Here is a 23,307-nt window from a genome sequence, read left to right as displayed (position 1 = left end):
GCAAGCAATGTATCGTGATCCTCGATGAAACCGCCGAGAACACCACCGGCGACCGCCGAGCCGGCCGCAGACGAGCCGCTGGCTCATCGGCGGATCGTCTTCGGCATCGTCGCGATCGCCCTGCTGATGGCCTCGATCGATCAGACCATAGTGGCCACCGCGCTCAACGCCATCCGCGGCGACCTGCACGCGGAGCTGACCTGGAGCGGCTGGACGATCACGGTCTACGCGCTCGGCCAGATCATCGTGCTGCCGCTGGCCGGCCGGCTCGGCGACCAGTTCGGCCGCAAGAAGGTCTTCCTCGGCGCCGCGGCGCTGTTCACCGCCGCGTCGCTGTGCTGCGCGCTGGCCGACAACATCTACCTGCTGGTGGTGTTCCGTGCGGTCCAGGCGATCGGCGGCGGTGCGTTCATGCCGACCGCGACCGGCATCGTCGCGGAGCAGTTCGGCCGCGACCGCGATCGCGCGATCGGCATGTTCACCTCGATCTTCCCGATCGGCGGCATCATCGGCCCGATCATCGGCGGCGTGATCGTCACGTACTGGTCGTGGCGGGAGATCTTCGTCGTCAACGTACCGATCGGGCTGATCCTGATCGTGCTCGCGCTGCGCTTCATCCCGAACAGCAAGCCGCAGGCCGCGTCCCGCGTCGACGGGATCGGCGCGGTCCTGCTGGCGCTGACGATGCTCTCCGGCATGTACGGGATCAGCTCGCTCGGCGGTACCGGTGCGGAGCCGACGGATCCACTGTTCATCGCGTCGATGCTGGTCGCGCTCGTCCTCGGAGTGCTGTTCGTCCGGCACGCGAACCGGCACGCGGCGCCGTTCATCCCGCTGCATCTGCTCCGCGGCCGCGGCTTCGGCGCGATGAACATCATCAACTTCCTGTTCGGCGCGGCGATGCTCGGCTTCGGGGCGCTGGTCCCCCTGTACGCCGAATCGCGGTACGGCATCGCGCCGCTCCAAGCCGGCACGCTGCTCACGGCCCGGGCGGTCGGCATGATCTGCGTCGCGGGACTCGCGGTCTTCGCACTCCGCCGGACCGGCTACCGGGCTCCGATGATCGGAGGCTTCGTCCTGGTCGCGTGCGGGATGACCGTGATGTCACTGGCGCCGCACGGCCTCACCCCGTACGCCTGGCTCGCGCTCGCCGCCGGCATCACCGGGATCGGCATGGGCCTGTCGATCCCGGCCTCGAACAACGCCAGCCTGCAACTCGCCCCCGAACACATCTCCGCCATCGCCGGCCTCCGCGGCATGTTCCGCCAGTCCGGCGGGATCGTCGCGGTCTCCATCACCACCACGATCCTCACCCACGCCACCAACCCCGGCACCACCCAGGCCTACACCTTCATAGCCTTCGCCGCCCTCCTCATCCTGATGATCCCCCTGACCTTCCTCGTCCCCGACCACCGGGGCCACTGGTAACCGAGTCAGTCCGTGAGGGCTTTGGTGAGGCGTTGGCGGGAGTCGTAGTAGTGCTGGGGGTCGAGGACGGGGGTGTTGAAGCGCAGGGTTCGGGTGGGGTCGATGGTGTCGAGGGCGGCTTCGTTGCCGTGGGCGGTGCGGACGGCTTGGAGGGCGCGGTGGTCCCAGATTGCTTGCGCGAAGACGCGGTGCCGGATCGACGGCCAGGGGGTTCCGTCGGGGCCGGGGTAGACGATGAAGGGGTCGCCGGCAGGGAAGGCACCGCCGGCCGACGTGTCCTCGAACGGGTTCACCCGGCGGACGGCGTGCCGGGAGTACCAGAAGTTGAAGCCCCAGTGCAGGAAGCCGTCCACCCCGGACGCGAAGAGTTGATGCCCGATCGCCCGGTTGCGCGCGGACGGCATGCCGATGAAACGGTTCGCGACGTCGCGGTCCTGGCTGACGCAGTAGTACACCCAGAGACGTTCCGGGCGTTCGGCGAGGAACGGCTCGACGTGGTTCGTGGCGACGACCGGCACCGGCACGGCGCCTGACGTGTAGAAGGAGTGCTCGCTGAGCGCGTCGACGACTGTCCAGCCCTTCAGCAGATCTGCGACGACGGCCTTCGCGGCGAGGTAGCTGGCGAGCCCCTTCTCCCCCGACGGTTCGTCCGAGATGTGGAAGACCACGTGGTCGCGGTCCCACTCCTCGTCGAGCACGGTCTGTAGCGCGGGCAGCAGCGCCTCCATCAGTTCGCGGTAGCTCGGATCGGTAGCGGCGACGTCCCATCCGAACGCGCGCTCGCCGTTCACCACGATCCCCGGCGTTGCCTCTGCTCCCCACTGGGTGAAGAGATGTGCGACCTCGACTCCAGTGATTCCGGTACGCCTGCACAGCTCGAGCCAGCGCCGCAGCCGATCGAAGCCGAAGCGGTACTCGTCCGCGGTCCCCGTGATCTCGATCAGCTGTACGACCGTGCGGCACGTACCGATCGCGGTGTCGAGTGGCGGCGTCCACACCGGTGCGAGCAGCGAGGTCGCACCCATCGTCGCAGCGGATGCCATGAAGCGCTCCACGATCGCCCAGTGCTCTTCGCTGAACACCTCGACGCCGTAGTGGTCCGCGAGCGAGTCGAGATGCATCCAGTGGCTCGACACGATGTCGAGCGGCGGCAGCTCGATCCCCGTGAGCTCGACCGTGACCGGCACCCGGTGCAGCTCGGAGCCGTCCGCCGAATTCATCACGACCGTCAGCTCATGCACTCCGGCCCGCGCGGGGTCTGTCGTGGTGACGTCGAACCACAACGCGCGCCAGGACCCGAACAGAACGGGCGCCTCGCCGTTCGACACCGGCCGCAGCACGTCCGGGTACAACCCCGGCTCGTCCCACTCGTACCCGTCATCGTGTCCCGGAAGCGCGAGGTACGCAGCAGGCACGAGCTCCACGCACGACACAGCGACCAGGTCGGCAGCATCCCCCTCGACCCGCACCTGCAGCGGACTCGAGTCCCGGAAGGCCGAGTCGAGCGGCGGCCGGTACGCAAGCTGGAAGGACGCCGGCTCCCCCAGAAACGCCTGGAACCGGGTCTCGGCAGCCACCGGCCGCGGATCCCGCACCGGATGCACCCGCGCCAGCGCATCACACAGAACGAACTCCCACACCCCGACCACTCCTTCCAGCCAATGCGTGATCATGGAGCATACAACCCAACTTCACGCACCAACGAGCACAGATCCACACCATGGACCCGCTGCCTACAGGGTGGTGGGCTGATTGGTGAGCCGGGCCAGCTGGATCCGGGAGTCGATGTGGAGTTTTCGGAAGATGTGGCGGAGGTGGTAGTCGACGGTGTGCGGGGAGATGAAGAGTTTGGCGGCTGTTTCGCGGTTGGTGAGTCCGGCCGCCACGAGTTCGGCGACGCTGCGTTCGGAGTCGGTCAGGCGCGCCCACGCCGCACGGCCGGCCGGCTCGTCGGGGGCCGCCGGCGCGAAGCGGACGATCGCCCCGACCAACTCGGGTCCGTCGTAGATCGCCTCGCAGCGGGCGACGACCGGCCCGGTCGGCAGGTGCACGACGGCGGGTTCCTGAGTACTGACGCGTTGCCGCGCCCATGCCCACAGCGCCTCCCGATCCGTGGAGGCGACACACCTGCTGCCCGCCGCGTTGACGTACAGCGCGCTGCCGTCGATCGCGGCGATGGGACCTCTGGTACGTCGACGGACCTGCAGGAAGTTCTCGTAGAGCGCGACCGACCGGCCGCCGGCCTCGTCGAGCAGCCGTTGCTGCGTCTCGTGAACGATCCGGCCGACCAACGCAGCCATCAACTCCCACGGCGCGGGTTCCGCGATCGTCAGGTTCGCCACGCCGAGCACCTGACCGGTAAACGGGTCGAGGACCGCCCGTGAGGCGCAGGTGAGCCGGGTGAACGCGTCGGCGTAGTGCTCGAACCCGCGCACGAAGGTCGCGCCACGGGTGTTCGCCGCGAGGCCGATCGAGTTCGTCCCGACGACAGCCTCGTCGCAGAAGAACCCCGGCGCGGCGCCGACCGCATCCATCTGCAGCGCCGTACGGGGCGTTCGCGTCCAGCGCTGGATCACATGGACGCGCCGGTCGGTCAGCAGCAGCGCACTGCGCAGGTCGGGCAGATCCGCGCTCACCGCCGTCATGGCCGGCGCGGCCGCCCAGTGCAGCCTGCTGCCGTCGTCGACGTCCGCGTCGTACGGCGGATGAATCAGCTCCGGCTCGAGCCCGGCCGCGGCGGAACGATGCCAGGACGCGAGTACGGCAGCGTCGATCGGCTCGTTCCGGAACGGGCTGTTCTCCACCCGCGCCAAGACATGCCGCAGTGCAGGTTCCACCGCCTCCCTCTCCCTCCCTCTCCCCAGCATCGAGACTACGCGTTCACGTGGGGTGGATCCCGGCTCCCGCGACCTAGCGTTTCCGCCATGGACCTCAATCTGACCGGGAAGGTCGCCGTCGTCACCGGAGCGAGCAAGGGCATCGGGCTGGCGATCGCCCGGGCGCTCGCCGAGGAAGGCGCTTTCGTGGTCGCCGGGTCGCTCCGCGGCAGCCCCGAACTGGACCTGCTCGCGGAACGCTGGCGGCTGCATCCGGTCCGTGTCGATCTCACCACCGAGTCCGGCCCGGCAGCGCTCGTCGCCGAGGCGATCGCACAGTACGAACAGCTCGACATCGTGGTCAACAACGTCGGCGCCGTCCGTCCGCGGCCCGACGGGTACCTCTCGGTCACCGACCAGGACTGGACGGACGTCTTCGCGATCAACTTCTTCGCCGCGGTCCGGACCATGCGCGCAGCGCTGCCGTACCTGATCCGGCAGTCCCGGTCCTCGATCGTCACGGTCAGCTCGGTCAACGCGTTCCTGCCCGATCCGCTGGTCATCGACTACAGCGCCGCGAAGGGCGCGCTGGCCAATCTCAGCAAGTCGCTGTCGAAGGAGTTCGGCCCCCGCGGCGTCCGGGTGAACACGGTCAGTCCCGGTCCGGTGGAGACCGATCTCTGGCTCGGGAAGGACGGCGTCGCCGCCACCCTCGCCAAGGTGCAGGGCACCCAGGCGGCCGACATCCAGGCGGGCGCTGCCTCCGAAAGCGTCACCGGCCGGTTCACCCGCCCGGACGAGGTCGCGGACCTCGTGCTGCTGCTCGCCAGCGACCGGGCAGCCAACGTCACCGGCGCCGATTTCGTCATCGACGGCGGCCTCGTCACCACGATCTGACACCCAGGAGTACAGATGCCAACACCGGTTGTCTTCATCCACGGACTCTGGCTGCACGCCACCAGCTGGCAGCCCTGGATCGAGCACTTCACCGCGGCCGGCTACCGGCCCGTCGCACCAGGCTGGCCGCACGAGGCGCCGACTGTCGAGGAGGCCCGGGCGAACCCGGACGCGGTCGCCGACCTCAGCATCGACGAGATCACCGAGCACTACGCGAAGCTGATCGGCGAACTCGACGAGCCGCCGGTCATCATCGGGCACTCGTTCGGAGGTCTGTTCGCCGAGAAGCTGCTCGGCCTGGGTCACGGTGCGGCGGCCGTCGCGATCGACCCAGCCCAGATCAAGGGCGTCCTGCCACTCCCGCTCGCCCAGCTGCGCTCCGGCCTGCCGGCGCTCGGCAATCCGGCCAACCTGCACCGCTCGGTCGCGCTCACCGAGAAGGAGTTCCGGTACGGCTTCGGCAACGCCGTCAGCGAGGAGGAGTCCGCCGAGCTGTACCGCCGCTGGACGATCCCGTCCCCGGCCCGCCCGCTGTTCCAGGCTGCCGCGGCGAACTTCGTCATGCACGCACAGGCCGCGGTCGAGACCGGCAACAACACCCGCGGACCGCTGCTGCTCATCTCCGGCACCGCCGACCACACGGTCCCGGACGTCGTCACCAGGTCGACGTTCAAGCAGTACCGGGACTCGACCGCAGTCACCGAGCTCCAGCAGTTCGAAGGCCGCGGCCACTCCCTCACCATCGACAACGGCTGGCAGGACGTCGCCGACGCAGTCCTGACCTGGCTCAAGACCCAGAACGTCAACTGACACGTGGATCGGGCCTCGGGCGCAGCGCCCGGGGCCCGGCTCCTATGATGGGCCGATGCCGGGCCCCGAGCAGCGCCAGATCATCGAAAACGTCCACCGAGTGCTTGCCGACGACAAGGACGTCGACGCACTCCTGCTGACCGGCAGCATCGGACGTGACGCGGACGACGAGTGCAGTGACGTGGACTTCCTGCTCGTGGCGGGCGAAGGACGGCTGGACGAGGTTGCGCAGCGCTGGACCGCGAACCGCGGCTCGGCGGCGCCGCTCGTCTACGACCGAGCGTTCGACTTCGGCGCCTCCAGGCTCTTCAACCAGATCACGAACGACTGGGTCCGGTACGACGTGGTCGCGACCACCGAGGCGTCGATCGGCCAGCGCTCGCAGAGCACGGTCAAGGTGCTGTTCGACCGGACAGGCGTCTACGAACGCTTGCCCGAGCGACTGCCGCTCACGGAGCCGTCACCTGCGACCGTCCGCAGGTTGGTGCCCGAATTCTTTCGCGTTCTCTCGATGCTGCCGATCGTTCTCGGCAGGTCCGACTTCGCGGTCGGTGCCTCGGGATCGACGTTGCTGCGCCAGATGCTCATCGACGCGTTCCAGGAACTGGTCGCCGTCGAGGATCGCGGCGGCGCGATGTACCTGCGGCGCCTCCTGCCGGACGACCATTACACCGTTGTCGCCCAGGTGCCGAGCATCGAGGCGACGGAGGAATCAGTGCTCGCCGTTCACCAGTACTGCGCACAGCACTTCACGCCCGTCGCGCGGAGCTTGTGCGAACGTACGGGCGTCGAGTGGCCGACCGCATTCGTCGCAAAGGTCGCAGAACGTACCGAGCCCATCATCGGCCCCTGGCTGACCAACTGATCTCCTGACCTCCTGCCCCCTGACCCCTGCCCTCCTGCCCTCCTGACCTCCTGACCTCCTGGCTCAGGAACCGACGGCCCACGCAGGTGTGTTAGAAGGGTGCTGGGTCGTCCGATGGCTGTCGTTGGGGTTGCTGTGGCGGATGGGCGATGGGGCCGCGGGCGGGTGGGACTGTGGTGTAGCGGTGGCCGGTGGGGGTGGTGAGAGTGACGGAGCCGTCGGCGTGGGCAGTGGTCTTCCATCCCCAGGCGGGGGTGTCTTTGATGACGTGGTGGTATTCGCAGTACGGCACCATCCCGGACAGACTCGTGCGTCCGGATTGTGCGAACGGGATCGCGTGGTCGCGGTCGCAGGTCCGGGAGGTGCGGTTGCAGCCGGGCCAGGCGCAGGTGGGGTGGCGGGCGAGGAGGGTTTCGGTCACGAGCACGCCGGGGTCGTGGCGGGTGGTGGAGGCCTCGAGGACGGTGCCGTTGGCAGGGTCGGTGAGGAGCCGGCGCCAGGTGCCGTCGCCGGCGACGCGGCGGGCCATGGTGGCGGGGATGGGGCCGTAACCGGTGAGTTCGCAGGGGTCGTCGTCCATCCCGATCAGTGTGGTGATGGGGATGAGGACTTCGATGTGGGGGCGTCTGCGGTGTTGGTCGGGTAGCCGGCGGCCGAGCCAGTCGAGTCCGTTGTGCAGGATCTGCCCGAACAGGTCCGCGACCACGTCCGCGCGGCGCTGAGGCGCGGTCCGCTCGTCCTTGACCACCCCAACTTCAGCTGATCCAGCCGAGGCGCCGGGCCAGGCCGAACCGGTCGAGTTGCCCGGCCTGGCTGGACGGGTCGATCCAGCGGGCTGGTCCGGCTCAGCTGGCTCGGCCAGGTGAGCGTTGTCAGAGGACTCGCTGCGGGTGATGGCTGAGCTGGTTTCGGTGCCGGCTGTGGCGGCTCCGGGGGTGGCGTCGTGGGATTCGGTAGTGGCGTGCAGGGATTCGGTAGTGGCGTCGGGGGTGGCGGGGGTGGCGGGGGTGGCGGGGGTGGTGGGGGTGGTGGGGGTGGTGGGGGTGCTGGGGGTGGCGCGTTTGGTGAGGTCGGCCAGGGCTTGGACGGCGATCCACATTTGCTGGATCTTGTCGGCGGTGTGGACTACCCACAGACCGGCCATGCCGTCGGGCAGGGGCACGATTTTGCAGGTCCGTTCGGTGACGGCTTGCCGGTGCTGGTCGGACTCTTCCTCGGCGGCGTGTTTGGCGACTTGGCGGCGCAGCGAGGCCGCGAGGTTCCTGTGGGTCTGACCGGCGGCGCGGCGCAGCACGTGAGCCTCGACCGTCCGAGCGGCGTCCGGCGAAAGGCTGCGGGTCGCCTCGGAGATCGACAGGGCTTTGGCCAGGCTCAGGGCTCCGCAGCGCAACGCGGTGCGGGTCGCGGCGAGGGTGCCGGATAGGTGCAGCGCGGTGTCGATGTGCCGGGCTGCGGTCTCCTTCGACAGGTGCAACGCGGCCCCGATCTCGGCGGTCCAGGAGCGTTCGGGGTCGATCGGACGGCCCGACGAGTCGATCTGGGCCGGGCGCGGGATCCGGTCCAGTTGAGCTTTGCGTTGCCGGACGAACGCTGCCATCGTCTCGGTCCGGATCGACGCGGCCCAGGCTTCCATCCGGGCCGCGGCCTTCATCGCCTCGATCAGCGCGACCGGCGATTCACAGCCCGGACGCAGCTCGTCCAGTTCGGCGGCGAGCTCGGCGCCGGGTGGAAGGGACACCCAGGCGGGCGCCTTCAGCCGCAGCATGACCCGTTCGGCTTCGTCTTGCTCGGCTCCGGCCCACAGCTCCCACTCCAGTGCGTCGATCCGCGACATCGCCGGCAGTCCGTACGCGTCGCCGTACATATCGTCATATGGGTCCTGCCAGTCCACGAAGCACGGATCGATCGCACCATCGGGACCGTCTGGGTCGCACAGGTCAGCGGGTGGCACGAGTCCACCGGCGGCCTCAATCGTGGCTGTCTCGGCCGACAGTTCAGCAGTCATCCGGCCAGTCGCGGCGGGCGTGAGCCACGCCGGCTCGCCCTGCATCGGATCGATCGCCACTGTCATGCGCCTATATTAGAACAAATATTCGAACAGGCACAATCGTGTGCCGACCGAGTGTGTCGTTCCGGCCATCCTGGCCATCGAGTCGCTCGGCTTCGAACTTGCCGCCGATGGAGACGGAGTCGTCGCGCACAGGGGTGACGAGGAGTACGTCGCGGACGATCCTGTTGCGCTCCTCGGATTGATCCGTTTGGTCGAGTTGCGCTCTTGGACGTGGTACGCCAGCGACCAGGAGATCGATCTAACGCTCCGTCGGTTCGGCTGGCACTGACGCGCGCACATCAGCTTGGCCGCGCGTCACTCTCGTCGGCAGTGCGATCACTCGTAGACTGTCGCGGCCCTGAGAGCATCGTTTACGACTTCCCAGCCGTTGCCAGGCGGTACGGTTCGTCGATTCAGGTAGTAGCCGCCCGAATCGGCAAGCCAAGATGCGAAGGCTTCGAGGTACTCGTGGAGCGCTGCATTTGTCCACGGCGCACCCAAGGCCGCCTCTTCAACGAGTTCACGGCCGTTGCTATGACCCGATCCCGGCCCTTCGCCAGAGAGGCGGAAGGGCATCCACCAGCTGTGCACTCCCCGTCTACGTCAAACTCACCATGCTCGAACTCGTAGTGAAAGCACACGTAGTGCACCCGCTCGAAGACCTCGAACTGTGCTGCGGAGACCTTGACGGGTCGGTGGCGTCGTCGGCACTCGAGATCCATGCCCGCAGGGTGCCACGGGGCCTTGCGCGGTTGATAGGCAGTTCGGGTGAACGGCCGCACATCGGCAGATCCGGAAGGACATGCATTGCACGCCGGGCCGAGGAAGTGTCACCACCAAGTGCCCCGGAAGCGTCACCGATGTCCTGATACAGATTTGTCACCGATGTCCTGAGACATAACAGTGCCGACCGTGTGCCGGCCGAGTCAGAGGCCGGGGCTGATGAGGGCCAAGGTCACTGCGGTGCCGGCTGTTGCGAGGGCGTGGCAGGTGCAGAGGATGCGATGGCCTGGGGAGCGTACGGCGTGGAGGAGCCACCATGCCGCGGCCAGTGTGAGTGATGCGGCGACCACCCCAGTGAGCATGGCGGTCCAGGCCTGGACGCCGACGAGAGGATGGGAGCGCGTCATGTCCATGGCCAGGTCGCCGTGGTTCGGCATGAGGGAGGGCATGGCGAGCAGCATCCACACCATGCCGAAGTTCATCGCGGCGTGCAGCAGCGCGCCCGTTCGCGCCGTCACTTCGACCGAACCGGCCAGCTGACGGAAGAACACGACCGCCGCTCCCCCGAACACCGCCACCTGCACCCAGCGGGCAACCCCGTCCGCGGGCCACCACAGCATCACCACCATCGCCGGGCTCATCAGCACATGGTTCACGTCGACAACGGTTTCAATCCCCCGGCCGCGCCCGACGGCCAACCTCCACAGGCAGTACAGTCCAGTCGCGCCGAAAATCACGGTGAGACCAGCCAGCCAACCTCGATCGATCATCACCGCACCGCCGCCCGCACACGCTCCCACAGCAGTTCAGCAGCACCGGGGTCATAGTCGGGCGACTCCGGATCGGTGAAGAAGTGCCCAACGCCTAGGTACTCCCACACAACCTGATCCAAGCCCGCCGCCGCGCGCGTCCACGGCGCGAGCTCGACGAACGAATCGTTGCTCCCGGCATGCAGTTCGACCCGCGTACGCGCCGAGGGCGTCGGCGGGACGCTCGTGTGACCGTGAATCAGGACGACCGCACCGGGTGCCGCACGGTCCTTCCAAATCTCACCGACGACACCCGCGCCCATCGAGATGCCCATCAAGACGGTGTCGTCCGGCAGGTCCCGTACGGCGATGCGCGCCCGGTCGCAGATCGCGTCCCAGCCGACCTCGCGCATCAGGTTCAGACCGGAGTCGAGATCCGCTGCGACCCGCCCGTCGTACAGATCCGGCAGGTGAACCTCGTGCCCGTCGGCACGCAGCAGCCGGGCGGCGCTGTGTTCGACGGCGCGCAGCCCCAGGGCCGAGTGGAACAGTACGACTTGCTTCGCCACGGCCGGCTCCCTGTTCGGTGGTCTGACACTAGGAACGTCGGAGCCGGGCCGTGGTTCTCGACATCCTCAGCCGAGCGGGACGGGGACCGCGTGGGAGCGGAGCAGGAGGTGCAGCGAGCTGTGGATTGCCAGGCCGCCCAGCGAGCCCAGTGCGCGGAACGTGAGGGTGATGTCGACGATAGTCGGTGCGTCGAAGCGCACCCGGAAGCCGCCCTCCTGGCGCGGTTCGCCGGTCAGCTGGTGATCCGGCAGGTCCAGCTCGATGCCCGGGACCGGGTCGCCGTCGATCACCAGTACGCCGGTCACGAACCCGGTGTTGACGACCGGGAACTCGATCGTGTGCCATTCGCCCGCGGCCAGACTCGCCACCCGGCTGCCGGTGCGGGCGACATTCACCCGGGCCTCCGGGTTGATCGTGACCGACAGCGCCGCCGTCGTGTCGACCGGATCGCAACAACCCTGCGCCATCAGTCCACCTCGCATTCGTCCCGCCGGACCAGGTACGTCGCCTGCGCGGCGTCGTACGCCTCGCGCGCCGCCGCCTGCTCAGTCTCGCGGATGAATCCGGACTTCGCCTTCCACAGCGCGTCGACCGAATCGTGCAGCCACTGCGCGCTCCGCCGCGACGCCCGGATCGGCTGCCCCGCAATCTCCACGAAGATCGGCTGGGTGTGCACGCTGCGCAGGATCCGTACCGCGACCCACGACGAGCGTTCCAGCTCCACCTCGAACTCCACGGCATGCTCGTTGCCGTCGGCAAGCAGCCCCACCGACCCGGCCGGTACGCCGTTCACGAGCACCTCGACGAGTACGTTGCGGGACTGCCCGATCCGCGACCGCTCGAGATGCCAGCCGACCGGCGCGGAGTACACCGGCTGACCGGCCGCAGGCGCCGCCGGCGGATCCGCGGGCAACCACGCCGCGACCGTCGCACTGACCCGCGCTGGTCCCGCGGCGTCGACTGCCTGCTCACGATCGGCAGACCCGTTGACCGCGAAGTCGTACACGTGACTCCGGCCGTCCCCGAAGTACGACGCACCGTCCTTGAGTCCACCCAGCCAGGACTCCAGGGCCTGGTCGCCCTCCGGCGGCTCGGGCAGCCGCACGTACGTCCGGCCGACCCCGGGACCGTCGTCGTAGATGCACGGGTAGTCGGTCTCGCCGAGCATCAGCGTTCGGTACCCGACGTTCAGCAGGTGGTACCAGATGTTCAGCTCCGCGGCCGGGGTGAACTCGGCGCCGCACTGGAAGTCGGCGGCACCGAGCGGTACGTCGACGATGATCTCGTTGGACCCGATCGACTGGAATCCGGGGATCACGTGGTTCGGCAGCTCGTCCGTACCGACGTCCAGACCGAGCCCGCAGTGCGCGTACCCGACGAGGGCGTTCTGGTCGTGACCCCAGCGCATCACCGGCAGGTTGAACGAGGGCCAGTCCTCGATGATCTTCGTCCCCGGATAATCCTGGTCGGTGAGGCCGAGCAGGATGACGTGGCCGGAGTGGCTGGACGGGAAGCCCGACACCTCGAGGTCGTACCGCAGGATGCTCTGGCCGTCGCGGTCGGTGTCCTGCGGGTCCCAGGTCATCCCCTGCGCCTGCTGCATCGCCGGGTACTCCAGCTCGGCGCGGGGGCTGATCGACGAGCCGCTGAAGAACTGCTTCTGGTGGTAGTAGCACGGCGCCCAGGTGAGCACGCTGCCCATCCAGAGCCCCTCGCCGCGGACGTGCCGGATCATCGTCTCCGGCGTGACGCCCTCGGACGGCACGCTGTAGTGCGAGCAGCCGCCGGCGTGGATGTGCGGATCGCCCGAGTAGTAGCCGTGCGCGGCCGGATCGGTCCACCGATCCAGCTCGATCGCGATCGACTCGGTGACCGCCGACAGCTCGACCTCGACGCTGACCTCCCGGTACTCCGGGCCACGCCGCGCAGAGACGACGTACCGGCCGTGCGGGAGCGTGAGCATCTCACCGGTGGCGCGGTAGACGTGATCGTGGAAGAACATGTCCGGCGCCAGCCGCATCGTCTTCGACGGGTAGGACCGTCGCTGCGAGTCGCGGATCGTCAGCGCGGCGACGCTGGTGCTGCCGTCCGGCTCCCGGACGTCGAGCCTGATGTCACGGGCGGGCAGGCAGTCGAAGTCGTACTTCGCGCCGTACTGCCTGCTCTCGAAACTCATCCGCTTGTACGCCTGCCGGCCCGCCGAACGTGTGACGGTCTCGAACGCCTCCTCGACCGTCAGGACGAAGGTCAGCTCGCCCTGCCGGGTGCCGCCGGCGCGGCTGTACAGGCTGATGACCTTGTACTCGACGTCCACCCCTGAGACGTCGGTCGGGCCGGCGAGGTTCACCTCGAGCCAGCTGGTCGCGATCCGCGGTACGACGGTCAGCGTGTCCGCCAGCGCGATCCGGGCCGCATGGCTGTGGTAGTCAATCATCCCGAGCACATGGTTCGACGGCGCGGACAGGTCGCCGAGCAGGCCGTACGGGTTCGCGATCCGGACCAGGAAGCTGCGCCACCCGTGCTGCACGAGCCGGGGCTGGGCGGCACCCCGCCGGGCCATGGTCAGGCCCTGCTCGTCGATCTCGGCCTCGGCCAGCACGTACGGGCGGAGGAGCTCGTCGAGCTTGGCAGCCCGGACGTCGTCGGTCTGGGTGTCGTCGGCCAGCTTCGCGAGCTGGCTGGTCAGGTCGTCGGGCAGCGGTTCGCCGATGTCGCGGAGTTTCTCAACGGCTCGAGTCGCAGACGCCAGAAGTGGCTGGAACACGGGACCTCCTCGTCGAAGACCAGTGGCCGAGCCTACCGGCGACGAGCCCGGCGGCGAATCCATTTGTTCAGGCGAAGTAGTCCTCGACCGCGATCGAGCACCGGCCGACTAGACCGGCCCGGGGTTTACACCGGGGACTCCGCCCAGGGGGCTGCCGGAGGCGAGGCGCGCACGAACACTGCAGAATCGGAGCGCCGCGCAGGCATCGCAGCGACCTGAGGAGATCCCCCTGATGCAGCTACTCAACCCCGGCGACACCTTCCCGGAGCTGACCTTCGCCGTCCCGGGCGGCGACAAGATCACCGTCCCGGAGTACTTCGCCGGCAGCTACGGCGTGATGCTGTTCTTCCGCGGATCCTGGTGCCCGTACTGCAACGCGCAACTCCGGGCCTTCCAGCGCGCGGCGAGCCCACTCGACGAGGTAGGCGTCCGGGTCGCGGCGCTCTCGGTCGACGACGAGGCCGCCACGGTGGACGTGATCGCGAAGCACAAGCTCAAGTTCCCGGTCGGGTACGGGGCCGACGCCACCGCAGTGTCCGCGCTGACCGGCGCGTTCGTGAACCCGGACCCGGAGTACCTGCAGTCCACCGGCTTCGTTCTCGACCCCGACGGCAAGGTCGTGGTCAGTGTCTACTCCAGCGGCGCGATCGGCCGGCTCGTCCCCGAGGACGTGGCCGGGCTGGTGCGCTACGTGCAAGAACACGCCGGATGACTGGCGCATCGCAGCTCAGGACTGTGCCGTGCACTGTGCCCTGAACTGTGGTGTTGCCGTGCGGACCCGGGGCACAACCCGTGCTCGCCCCGGGTCCGCGACCACGTCGCCCCGGTACAGGCTGAGAGGGTGACCCACCAGGCCTTCCACAACCCCACCGGCGGACCGCATCCGGAGATTGTCGGTCGCGGCGCCGAGCTGAGCCGGCTCGAGGACGAGATCCGGAACGCACGCTCCGGAAAAGCGTCGGTCCTCGTGCTGTGTGGAGCTCCAGGCTCCGGCCGGTCCACTCTGCTCGATCTGGCCGCAGCCGGCGCCCACGGCCTGGAGGTACGACGGTTCACCGGCGTCCGCGCCGAGCAGGACCTCCCGTACGCCGGTCTGCAACTCCTCTGTACGGACGTCCAGGCTGATCTGGATGCCCTCGACGCACCGCTCCGAGCGGCACTCGATGCCGCGTTCCGGAACTCCGACGGCGCGGCAGATCCGTACCTCGTCGGCCTCGCAACTCATGCGATCCTCACCGCACCGGCACGACGTCAACCGGTGCTTTACATCGTCGACGACGCCCAGTGGCTCGATCCTGCCTCTGCCCGCGCACTGGCGTTCGCGCTCCGCCGGCTCGACGACCACCCGATCGCGGTGCTGCTGTCCGACGACGTCGACGCCAGTGACGCGTTCAGCGAGTTCCACGGGCTGCACCTGGGCGAGCTCAGCATCCACGAGGCGCACGACTTGTTGCGATCGGCAACCTTCGGAGCCGTCGACGACGCCGTACTGCGCCGGATCTCCGCCGAGGTGCACGGCAGTCCACGCGCGGTCCTCGCCGCGGCCAACGCCACTACGTGTGCGGCCTTCGCCGGCGGGTACGGTATCGAGCGCCTGTCCCCCGACGCGCTCTACCCCTACCTCGAACGGCTCCACAGCCTGCCCGCGGACCTTCGACGGATGCTCGTCCTGGCCGCGGCCGATCCGACCGGCGATCCCGTCCTGTTCTGGCGGGCCGTCGACACGATCGGGCTGAGCCGCCGGACGGCGACGGTGCTCGAAGACCAGGGCTGGCTCCGCCTCGGCGCGCAGATCCTGTTCGCCGACCCTGTCCACCGCGCCGCGGCGTACCGGGCGGCCAGTGCTGCTGAGCGCGACCTGGCACATCGGGCACTGGCTGCGGCGACCGACACAGCGACAGCCGGGGATCGGCGCATGTGGCATCTGGCCAGCGCCACGGCCGGCGTGGACGATGACCTCGCGACCGAGCTCGAGCGGTGCGTGGGCACGGCGCGGGAACGCTGCGGAGTCGCGGGTGCGGCCGCGTTCAGCGAACGGTCGGCGCTACTGACGACAGATCCGGAGCTCCGTACCCGGCGTGCTCTGGCCGCCGCCGCGGCCAAGCTCGACGCCGGCCTGCCGGCGGCCGCCGGCCAGATGCTGACGACGGCTGTCCTGGGCGACCCTGACGAGGAGAGCCGGCGACAGCTCGACTGGCAACTGGCCCGCCTGTCGTTCGCCGAGAAGCGCAACGGTGAGGCGGCCGAGCAACTGCTCCGCGCTGCCCAGGATGCCGCGACACCGGACGCCTTCCTCGAAGCACTCCTGGCGGCCGAGTCCGCCGGACCGTTCGGACCTGGCGCGGACGCCGTTGCGAACAAGGTGCCGGCCGACGACGGCGCCGACCTTCTGAACGGCCTCGCCGCCCGGTTCAGCCGCGGCTACGCAGCCGGTCGCGACCTGCTGGCACCCGCACTGGCCACCGACACCGGGAAGCCATGGATCAGCGCGCGGATCGCCGCCGATCTCTGGGACGACGGCCTGTGGTCGAAGCTGGCCGCAAAAGCGCGGCAGGACGCCGACGCAACCGGGAACCTCGCCACCCTTCCGCACGCGTTGTCCACGAGCTGCCTTGCCGAGATCCACTTCGGGCGGTTCGCCGAGGCGCAGCGGCTGGCCGACCGGATCCAGGTTCTCGAGACCACCACCCGCGCGCCCTCACAGGCGTCCGCCGCAGTGGTGCTTCGGGCCTGGCGTGGTGCGGAAGGGCCTACCCTGACCGCGATCGATCGCGCTCGGCGCGACGCCACCGATCGCGGCGACGGCCAACTGCTGACAGCGGCCGACCTGGCAGCCGCCGTACTCAACAACGGCCTCGGCCGGTACGATGCCGCGCTCACTGCGGCCACGGCCGCCGTCCGCCACGACCTGCTCGGCTTCACCGGTTGGGGGCTCGTCGAGCTCATCGAGGCAGCCGCACGGACCGGACGGCAGGCCGCCGCCAAGAGCGCACTCGACGAGCTGACCGAACGGGCGCACAGCAGCGGAACGGAGTGGGCCCTCGGCATCGAGGCTCGTTCACGCGCCCTGCTCGCGAAGAACCCGGAGCCGGCGTACCAAGAGGCTCTCGAGCGGCTGTCGAAGAGCCGCATCGTCGTCCATCTGGCGCGGGCGCAACTCGTCTACGGGGAATGGCTCCGACGTCAAGGCCGCCGGGCGGACGCACGGACCCAGCTGTTGGCGGCTCGTGACAGCCTGACGGCGATCGGGGCGAGCGCGTTCGCCGAACGCGCTCACCGCGAACACCTGGCCACCGGGGAGAAGGCGCGCCGCCAGGTCCATCGGCACGCGGAGCTGACCCCGCAGGAGTCGAGCATTGCCGCCCTCGCGCGGCAGGGTCTGACCAACCCCGAGATCGGCAGACGGCTCTTCCTCAGCCCGCGCACCGTCGAGTATCACCTGCACAAGGTGTTCGAGAAGCTCGGCATCAGCTCCCGCCGCAGCCTCATGCACGCCTTGCAACAGTGAACCCGAGCTCTCCGAGCACCTTCACGGCACCGGACTTCCCGCCCTCGAAATCAGCGGACGCGAGCCGCTTCCCGGTCGCCAGCTCGTAGGCGGTCCCGAGGATCGCCTTCGGCGGGTACGTCCGGTCGTCGCGGACCAGGTCGTAGGTCGTGGTGGGCGCGTACCCGTGCACGGCGAAGAACCGTTCCGGACCGAGGCTGTCGTACTCCTCGATCGCCCGGACCACCTCGGCCGGTGTCACCGGACTCCAATCGACGGTCATCGTCCTCAGCCCCTGTACGCCTCGAGCAACCGCAGCCACACCTCGCTGATGGTCGGGAACGAAGGCACCGCGTGCCAGAGCCGGTCGATCGGCACCTGCCCCGCGACCGCAATCGTTGCCGAATGCAGCAGTTCGGTCACCCCGGGACCGACGAACGTGACACCGAGCAGGGTGCGGGTGTCCTCGTCGACGATCATCCGGGCCCGGCCGCGGTAGCCGTCGGCGAACAGCTTGGCGCCGGTGACGACCTCGCCCATCTCGATGTCGACGACCCGGGTCCGGAAGCCCTCGGCGGCCGCCTGGTCCGCGGTCCGACCGACCGATGCCGCTTCCGGAGTGGTGAAGACGACCTGGGGTACGGCGGCTGTGTCCGCGCTCGTGATGTGCGGGCCCCAGGCAGCTGTGTCCAGTGGCCGGCCGGCGGCCTGATCGATGATGGCCTGACCGGCGATCCGGGCCTGGTACTTGCCCTGGTGCGTCAGCAGTGCGCGGTGGTTGACGTCACCCAGCGCGTACAGCCAGTCGTCCTTGACGCCGCGGACCCGGCAGGTGTCGTCGACGTCGATCCACGTACCCGGTGCCAGACCGACCGTGTCCAGGCCGATGTCGCCGGTGAGCGGGATCCTGCCGATCGCGAACAGCACCTCGTCGGCCTCCACCTTCCCGCCGTCGTCGAGCATCAGCGTCACGGGTCCGGTGCCGCCCGGCCGCCGGACCGATTCGAGGATCGTCCCGGTCCGGACCGTCACCCCCGACTTCTCCAGCTCCTCGGCCACGAACTCGCCGGCGAACGGCTCCATCTGGGTCAGCAGCCGGCGCTCCCGGGCGATCAGCGTCACCGTCGATCCGAGCCCGTTCCACGCGGTGGCCATCTCCACGCCGACCGGCCCGCCGCCGATGATCGCCAGCCGCTCCGGAACCTGGCTGCTGTCGGTGCCGTGCCGGTTGGTCCAGGGATCGATCTCCGCGATCCCCGGCAGGTCGGGTGCCGCGGCAAGGCTCCCCGTACAGATCACGACCGCCTGCCGCGCGCTGAGCAGGACCAGCTCGTCGTCGGGCGTGGTCACCGCGACCCGTCGTACGCCGTCGAGACGTCCGTGGCCGCGGACCAGGGTGGCGCCGATGTTCTCGACCCACTTCGCCTGACCGCTGTCGTCCCAGTCGGTGACAGCGCGGTTCCGGCGGCCGAAGACGCCGGCGGGATCGATCGCGCCGGTCACCGCCTCCCGGGCACCGTCCACACTGACCGCCTCGGCGACCGCCACGACGGGTCGCAGCATCGCCTTGCTCGGGACGCACGCCCAGTAGGAGCACTCGCCGCCGACGAGCTCGCGCTCCACGACGGCGACGCTCAGTCCGCCGGACCGGGCCCGGTCGGCCACGGTCTGGCCGATGGGTCCCGCGCCGATCACAATCACGTCGAACTCTTGCCGTACCTCAGCTGAACTGGTCACAGCCTGACTGTCCCGCGCTGCGTGACCTTTCGCCTCAGTAGGACTCCCTGGGCTACACCCCGGTCAGTCCTCCCCCGGGATCGGCAGCTGCTGTCCGCGCAGCTGCCTGCGTGAGGTGATCTGGAGCTTGGCGAACACCTTGCTCAAGTGCCACTCGACGGTGCGTGGACTCAGGAACAACCGGGCCGCGATCTCGGCGTTCGACAGTCCGTCCGCAACCAGGCGCGCAATCTGCGCCTCCTGCGCGGTCAGCACCTCGGGGAGGTCCGACTGCGGCGTACTCACCGGATCACCCGCGGCGCGGAGCTCGGTCGCGGCCCGTTCCGCGAACGCCCGCATGCCCATCCGGATGAACTCGCCGTGCGCGGTCCGCAGCTCGGTACGTGCCTCGGTGGCGCGGCCGGATCGACGCAGCCACTCGCCGTACAGCAGATGGGTTCGTGCGAGTTCGCCGGTGATCCGGGTCTTCGACAGCTCGTCGATCGCCTGTCGGTACAGGTCTCCGGCCTCGTCGTCGGCGACCACTTGCGCGTGGCACCTGGCCTCGATACCGAGCCCCCAGGACGTCTGCGTGGCCTGCGTTGTCGCTCGCAGCCGCTCGCACGCGTCCAGTGCCTCCTGCCGACGACCGGTCCGTACGGCGGACTCGGCCAGCTCGACGAGCACGGACCAGGGCTCGACACCCATCACCGGCGGCCGGGCCGCGGCATCGAAAGCCGCGCGGTACGCCTCCTCGTACCTGCCGAGGCTGTTGTGCAGCAAGGCCGACGCCATCGCGGTGATGATCAGGCCGAAGCTCTCGCGGCGCCGGTGCGCCTCGGCCTCGCTGCGCTCGATCAGCGTCCGCACCCGCCGTTCGTGTCCACGCCAGGCGGCCAGCAGCAGAGCGCCGTACGGTGCCATCGGCAGACCGGTCACATCGTTCACGGCATCGAGCTCGGTGACCAGATCGGCCGCCCGGTCGAGCTCACCGCTCATCACGTACGCACCGATGCGGACACTGAGCGCCAGCGGCAGCGTCTCCATCGCGCCCAGCTCACGCGCCCGTACGAGATGCCTCTCGTTGTCGAGGGTCTGCTCGTTCCACAGGTTCCCGGCCGTGATGTGGGCGAGCCAGAACCAGCGCAACTCGTCGGCGGGCAGGTCGGCGTTCTGGAAGGCGGCCAATGCCTTCGCCAACGGTGCCACGGCCGCCGCGTACCCGTCGGTGAAGCGGATCGCCAACCCGTCGAGCAGCAGGTCTGCGGACGTCTCCGGCCCCGCCGGACGAGGTGCGGCGCGGGCCGCCTCGGCGACCTCTCGCAGGGACCCCGCCGACAGGAACTCGCCCGCGAACATGGCCGCCAGCAGCGCATCCAAGTACGTCGACCTGGCCACCGGTACATCGAACGCCTCGAACCGCCGAGCCGCGCGCAACAGCAGCGGCGGCGCGTCGCTGCCGCGGTTCGCGGTGAAGGCGATCTGCGCGCGCAGCAGATCGATGCGTGCTCGCCCGCGCTCGTCCGGCCGGCCTGCCTCCGCGATCGCCACCAGCCGCAACGCGTCGTCTGTCCGGCCGGCCTGGTGATACGCCCGGGCGGCGGCGATCGCTCGTTCGTTGCGGTCCGTCGTGTCGCTGCTGAGCTCGACTGCCCTCGCCATGAACGCCGCGGCCGCCGCGACACCGCCACGACTCTCAGCGCGGCTCGACGACTCGTCCAGCTCCGCCGCCACCTCGTCGTCGGTACCGGCCACGGACTGCGACCGGTGCCATGTACGCCGGTCCGGATCCAGAACCGGGTCGGTCGCCGCGGCCAGTGCTGCGTGTGCGGCACGGAGCTCGTCGGGCGCTGCCGAAGCGTAGACAGCGGACCGTACCAACGGATGCCGGAACTCGATCCGGGTCCCGAACCGCACCAGCCCCGCGGCCTCAGCAGGACCGGCCGCAGTGAGCCCGACACCGAGCGCTTCGGCGGCCCGCCAGGTCAGAACGGCGTCGCCCAGCGGTTCGGCGGCCGCGACCAGCAGCAGCCGTCGCGTGTCGTCGGGGAGTTCACGCAGTACGTCGACGTACTTCTCCTCAACCGACGCCCGTACGGACTGCGCGCCGGGCAGCCCGAACCCGCTGGCCAGCTGCGCCGGGCTCAGGCCGCGCGGCAACTCGAGCAACGCCAGCGGAATCCCGCGCGTCTCGGCCACGATCCGGTCGATCACCCGGGGATCGTCCGGTCCGGCCAGTACGAGCCGCAGCAACGCCCGTGCGTCGTCGTCCCCAAGCCCCTCGAGCAGCAGCTCGGGGATACCTTCGAAGCTGTTCGTGCCATCGCGGGCGGCGAACACCAATGCGATCCGCTCCGCCACCATCCGCCGGGCCACGAACGTCAGCGTCTGCAGCGACGCCGTGTCGAACCACTGGGCGTCGTCGACCACGCAGAGCAGCGGCTGCCGTTTCGACACCTCGGCCAGCAGGCTCAGCGTCGCGAGTCCGATCAGGAACCGGTCCGGTGGCTCCCCCGCACGTAGGCCGAACGCCACCGCGAGCGCCTCGTACTGCGGGGCCGGCAGCACGTCGAGGTGGTCCAGGAACGGCCGGCAGAGCTGATGCAGGCCCGCGAACGCCAGCTCCATCTCGGCCTGGAGGCCGGAGACCCGCGCGATCCGGAAGTCCGCCGCCTGCTCGGCCAACTGGTCGAGCAGCGCGGTCTTGCCGATCCCCGCCTCCCCGCACAGCACCAGGCTGCGGCTCCGCCCGGCCCGGACGGCGTCGAGAAGCCCGTCCAGCTGCCGGCGCTCGTCCTGCCGACCCTGCAAAACCACAGCCGCCGTCCGCATCGAAGCCGATCCACCCGTCTGCGGATTGTACGACGCGCGCCTCAGATCACGCCGGTCGCGTCCACGCAGTACATCCCCCGGCGTTCGGTCATCACCAGCAGCAGCGCGTCGCACGATCGGCAGCGGCCGACGATCCCCGGCCCGCCGACGTACACGGCCAGCTCGGCCACCATCCCGGTGCGTCCACAATCCACGCAGGCGTAATCGGCCGTCGTCATCTCCCGGCCGAACACGTCCTCGAGGACGCCGGCGACCGCGTTCCCGTCCAGAGCCGTCATGATCCTGTCCCTCCGAAGCGCTCGGTCCGGATCCGTCCGGGGTCGTAGCCGCGGGCAACCAACGCCCCGGCCGCCGTCTCGACGAAGCTGGTCGGGCCACAGATGTAGGTGAGCGGCTGCTCGTCGGGCGTCCACGCGACCTCGGCCAGCAGCTCGTCGTCGATCCGCCGCCGGTACCCGTGCCAGCCGTCCGACTCCTCGCGGGTCAGGGTGACCGAGACATCGAACGGGTCGTACGCCGCGATCTCCATCAGCTCCTCGCGATAGATCAGCAGCTCCAGCGACCGCGCCGAACACAGCACCCGTACCGGCACCCGGCTCCCGATCGCGCGATGGTGCCGCACCATCGCGCGCAGCGGCACCACACCGGATCCACCGGCCACCAGGAACAACGGCCCGCCCAGGTCGTCGTCCCAGACGAAATAGCCACCGATCGGGCCGCGGAGCTCGAGCTCGTCCCCGACCCGCAGCTCGTCGACCAGGTACGGCGAGACCTCACCGTCGTCGAGCCGCTCGACCGTCAGCATCAGGTGCTCGTCCTCGGGCGCCGACGCGATCGAGTAGCTCCGTTGCGCCTGATAGCCGTCCGGCGCGGTCAGCCGGACGTCGACGTGCTGCCCCGCCCGATGCCCGATCCACTCGGGAACCGCCAACGTGATGGTCCTGGTCCGCGGCGTCTCGACGACGGTGTCGACCACCCGGCCGGTCTGCCAGTTCAGTCGCCGCTGTAACGCTGTTCTTTCCACGGGTCTCCGTAGTTGTGATAGCCGAACATCTCCCAGAAACCGGCCTCGTCGTACGGACGCAGGTCGAGCCCGCGCACCCACTTCGCGCTCTTCCAGAAGTAGAGGTGCGGCACGAGCAGCCGAGCCGGTCCACCGTGCTCGGCCGGCAGCGGCTGCCCGTCGTACTCGTCGACGATCCAGGCCCGGCCGCCCCGCAGATCGTCGAGCGGCAGGTTCGTCGTGTAGCCGCCGTCGGAGTAGGCCAGCGCGTACGGCGCGGTGGTGCCGACCGCGGCGAGCAACGTGTCGAGGGAGACGCCGGACCACATCGTGTCGAGCTTCGACCACTTGGTCACGCAGTGGATGTCGACGGTGAACGACTCCCGGGGCAACGCCCGGAACTCCTGCCACGACCAGGAGACCGGATGGTCGACCGCACCCTGGATCGTGAACTGCCACGAGTCCAGCTCGGCCCGCGGCGTCGGTCCGGCCGACAGCACCGGGAACTCCTTCGTGAGGTACTGACCGGGGGGCACCCGGTCCGAGTCGGCCGTCGTCCGCCGACCGTGGAAGCCCCGCGTGACCGCCATCGCCGCT

General features: G+C 69.4%; 19 protein-coding genes. 6 read left to right on the top strand and 13 right to left on the bottom strand.

All coding sequences use genetic code 11. The annotated features are described in order from the left end of the window. Positions 1–24 precede the first annotated feature (24 nt). On the top strand, positions 25–1,428 hold the full coding sequence (locus ACGFI6_RS32340) for a DHA2 family efflux MFS transporter permease subunit (protein ID WP_393125323.1): 1,404 nt from the start codon (positions 25–27) through the stop codon (positions 1,426–1,428). 5 nt (positions 1,429–1,433) lie between these two features. Here ACGFI6_RS32340 and ACGFI6_RS32335 read toward each other — a convergent pair whose 3' ends face one another. Beyond that, positions 1,434–3,101, bottom strand: a complete 1,668-nt coding sequence (locus ACGFI6_RS32335; protein ID WP_393125321.1) for a DUF4091 domain-containing protein — start codon at positions 3,099–3,101, stop codon at positions 1,434–1,436. 60 nt (positions 3,102–3,161) lie between these two features. After that, positions 3,162–4,265, bottom strand: a complete 1,104-nt coding sequence (locus ACGFI6_RS32330) for a LuxR C-terminal-related transcriptional regulator (RefSeq protein WP_393125319.1) — start codon at positions 4,263–4,265, stop codon at positions 3,162–3,164. 87 nt (positions 4,266–4,352) lie between these two features. Between ACGFI6_RS32330 and ACGFI6_RS32325 the strand changes: the two genes are divergently transcribed. Genes ACGFI6_RS32325 through ACGFI6_RS32315 form a run of 3 tightly spaced genes read left to right on the top strand, consistent with a single transcriptional unit; the run spans position 4,353 to position 6,816 of the window. Next, the gene (locus ACGFI6_RS32325) at positions 4,353–5,141 is read left to right on the top strand and encodes an SDR family NAD(P)-dependent oxidoreductase (protein ID WP_393125317.1); all 789 of its coding nucleotides are present in this window, start codon (positions 4,353–4,355) and stop codon (positions 5,139–5,141) included. Between the two features lie 15 nt (positions 5,142–5,156). Beyond that, positions 5,157–5,951: an alpha/beta hydrolase gene (locus tag ACGFI6_RS32320; RefSeq protein WP_393125315.1), complete on the top strand. Its 795-nt coding sequence runs from the start codon at positions 5,157–5,159 to the stop codon at positions 5,949–5,951. Positions 5,952–6,006: 55 nt separating this feature from the next. Further along, positions 6,007–6,816, top strand: coding sequence for an aminoglycoside 6-adenylyltransferase (locus ACGFI6_RS32315; protein ID WP_393125313.1), 810 nt, complete (start codon positions 6,007–6,009; stop codon positions 6,814–6,816). A gap of 91 nt (positions 6,817–6,907) precedes the next feature. On the opposite strand, the gene ACGFI6_RS32310 is transcribed toward ACGFI6_RS32315, so the two are convergent. From ACGFI6_RS32310 to ACGFI6_RS32290, 5 genes are all read right to left on the bottom strand, one after another. Further along, complete coding sequence (locus tag ACGFI6_RS32310) at positions 6,908–8,887, bottom strand: DUF222 domain-containing protein (RefSeq protein ID WP_393125311.1); 1,980 nt, start codon at positions 8,885–8,887, stop codon at positions 6,908–6,910. A 905-nt stretch (positions 8,888–9,792) separates the two neighbouring features. Then, positions 9,793–10,359 (bottom strand): DUF5134 domain-containing protein, encoded by a 567-nt coding sequence (locus ACGFI6_RS32305; RefSeq protein ID WP_393125309.1) that lies wholly within the window; start codon positions 10,357–10,359, stop codon positions 9,793–9,795. Beyond that, on the bottom strand, positions 10,359–10,907 hold the full coding sequence (locus ACGFI6_RS32300) for a dienelactone hydrolase family protein (RefSeq protein WP_393125307.1): 549 nt from the start codon (positions 10,905–10,907) through the stop codon (positions 10,359–10,361). The genes ACGFI6_RS32305 and ACGFI6_RS32300 overlap by 1 nt, the downstream gene beginning before the upstream one ends. A 66-nt stretch (positions 10,908–10,973) precedes the next feature. Then, positions 10,974–11,375 carry a hypothetical protein gene (locus ACGFI6_RS32295; protein ID WP_393125305.1) on the bottom strand — a complete coding sequence of 134 codons (402 nt, stop codon included), beginning with the start codon at positions 11,373–11,375 and terminating at the stop codon, positions 10,974–10,976. Beyond that, positions 11,375–13,672, bottom strand: a complete 2,298-nt coding sequence (locus ACGFI6_RS32290) for a CehA/McbA family metallohydrolase (protein WP_393125303.1) — start codon at positions 13,670–13,672, stop codon at positions 11,375–11,377. The genes ACGFI6_RS32295 and ACGFI6_RS32290 overlap by 1 nt, the downstream gene beginning before the upstream one ends. A gap of 232 nt (positions 13,673–13,904) precedes the next feature. Here ACGFI6_RS32290 and ACGFI6_RS32285 point away from each other — a divergent pair, with 232 nt between their 5' ends. Together ACGFI6_RS32285 and ACGFI6_RS32280 are read left to right on the top strand one after the other, a co-directional pair. After that, positions 13,905–14,384 (top strand): redoxin domain-containing protein, encoded by a 480-nt coding sequence (locus ACGFI6_RS32285; protein ID WP_393125301.1) that lies wholly within the window; start codon positions 13,905–13,907, stop codon positions 14,382–14,384. Positions 14,385–14,513: 129 nt separating this feature from the next. After that, positions 14,514–17,180 carry an AAA family ATPase gene (locus ACGFI6_RS32280; protein WP_393125299.1) on the top strand — a complete coding sequence of 889 codons (2,667 nt, stop codon included), beginning with the start codon at positions 14,514–14,516 and terminating at the stop codon, positions 17,178–17,180. On the opposite strand, the gene ACGFI6_RS32275 is transcribed toward ACGFI6_RS32280, so the two are convergent. The 6 genes from ACGFI6_RS32275 to ACGFI6_RS32250 all read right to left on the bottom strand — a co-directional run bounded on the left by ACGFI6_RS32275 (position 17,158) and on the right by ACGFI6_RS32250 (position 23,300). Then, positions 17,158–17,442, bottom strand: a complete 285-nt coding sequence (locus ACGFI6_RS32275; RefSeq protein WP_393125297.1) for a hypothetical protein — start codon at positions 17,440–17,442, stop codon at positions 17,158–17,160. The genes ACGFI6_RS32280 and ACGFI6_RS32275 overlap by 23 nt on opposite strands. A gap of 5 nt (positions 17,443–17,447) precedes the next feature. Further along, complete coding sequence (locus tag ACGFI6_RS32270; protein WP_393125295.1) at positions 17,448–18,896, bottom strand: dihydrolipoyl dehydrogenase family protein; 1,449 nt, start codon at positions 18,894–18,896, stop codon at positions 17,448–17,450. Positions 18,897–18,959: 63 nt separating this feature from the next. Continuing rightward, positions 18,960–21,707 (bottom strand): ATP-binding protein, encoded by a 2,748-nt coding sequence (locus tag ACGFI6_RS32265; protein WP_393125292.1) that lies wholly within the window; start codon positions 21,705–21,707, stop codon positions 18,960–18,962. Positions 21,708–21,748: 41 nt separating this feature from the next. After that, complete coding sequence (locus ACGFI6_RS32260; protein ID WP_393125290.1) at positions 21,749–21,985, bottom strand: DUF6510 family protein; 237 nt, start codon at positions 21,983–21,985, stop codon at positions 21,749–21,751. Next, entirely contained in the window at positions 21,982–22,731 is a 750-nt protein-coding gene (locus ACGFI6_RS32255) for a ferredoxin reductase (protein WP_393125288.1), read from the bottom strand. Before ACGFI6_RS32255 ends, ACGFI6_RS32260 begins: the two co-directional genes overlap by 4 nt. Beyond that, a complete protein-coding gene (locus ACGFI6_RS32250) occupies positions 22,701–23,300 on the bottom strand; it encodes a sulfite oxidase-like oxidoreductase (protein WP_393125286.1) in 600 nt (199 codons plus the stop codon). The genes ACGFI6_RS32255 and ACGFI6_RS32250 overlap by 31 nt, the downstream gene beginning before the upstream one ends. Positions 23,301–23,307: the final 7 nt, after the last annotated feature.

The sequence above is a fragment of the Kribbella sp. NPDC048928 genome, assembly GCF_043197975.1.
Classification (GTDB): domain Bacteria; phylum Actinomycetota; class Actinomycetes; order Propionibacteriales; family Kribbellaceae; genus Kribbella.
This window is presented reverse-complemented; position numbering and strand designations above follow the sequence as displayed.

What these genes read in the sequence shown, in the direction of transcription:
- ACGFI6_RS32340 (WP_393125323.1), top strand. Translation starts at nt 25, where the DNA reads ATGAAACCGCCGAGAACACCACCGGCGACCGCCGAGCCGGCCGCAGAC.
- ACGFI6_RS32335 (WP_393125321.1), bottom strand. Translation starts at nt 3,101, where the DNA reads ATGATCACGCATTGGCTGGAAGGAGTGGTCGGGGTGTGGGAGTTCGTT.
- ACGFI6_RS32325 (WP_393125317.1), top strand. Translation starts at nt 4,353, where the DNA reads ATGGACCTCAATCTGACCGGGAAGGTCGCCGTCGTCACCGGAGCGAGC.
- ACGFI6_RS32320 (WP_393125315.1), top strand. Translation starts at nt 5,157, where the DNA reads ATGCCAACACCGGTTGTCTTCATCCACGGACTCTGGCTGCACGCCACC.
- ACGFI6_RS32315 (WP_393125313.1), top strand. Translation starts at nt 6,007, where the DNA reads ATGCCGGGCCCCGAGCAGCGCCAGATCATCGAAAACGTCCACCGAGTG.
- ACGFI6_RS32310 (WP_393125311.1), bottom strand. Translation starts at nt 8,887, where the DNA reads ATGACAGTGGCGATCGATCCGATGCAGGGCGAGCCGGCGTGGCTCACG.
- ACGFI6_RS32305 (WP_393125309.1), bottom strand. Translation starts at nt 10,359, where the DNA reads ATGATCGATCGAGGTTGGCTGGCTGGTCTCACCGTGATTTTCGGCGCG.
- ACGFI6_RS32295 (WP_393125305.1), bottom strand. Translation starts at nt 11,375, where the DNA reads ATGGCGCAGGGTTGTTGCGATCCGGTCGACACGACGGCGGCGCTGTCG.
- ACGFI6_RS32285 (WP_393125301.1), top strand. Translation starts at nt 13,905, where the DNA reads ATGCAGCTACTCAACCCCGGCGACACCTTCCCGGAGCTGACCTTCGCC.
- ACGFI6_RS32275 (WP_393125297.1), bottom strand. Translation starts at nt 17,442, where the DNA reads ATGACCGTCGATTGGAGTCCGGTGACACCGGCCGAGGTGGTCCGGGCG.
- ACGFI6_RS32265 (WP_393125292.1), bottom strand. Translation starts at nt 21,707, where the DNA reads ATGCGGACGGCGGCTGTGGTTTTGCAGGGTCGGCAGGACGAGCGCCGG.
- ACGFI6_RS32260 (WP_393125290.1), bottom strand. Translation starts at nt 21,985, where the DNA reads ATGACGGCTCTGGACGGGAACGCGGTCGCCGGCGTCCTCGAGGACGTG.
- ACGFI6_RS32250 (WP_393125286.1), bottom strand. Translation starts at nt 23,300, where the DNA reads ATGGCGGTCACGCGGGGCTTCCACGGTCGGCGGACGACGGCCGACTCG.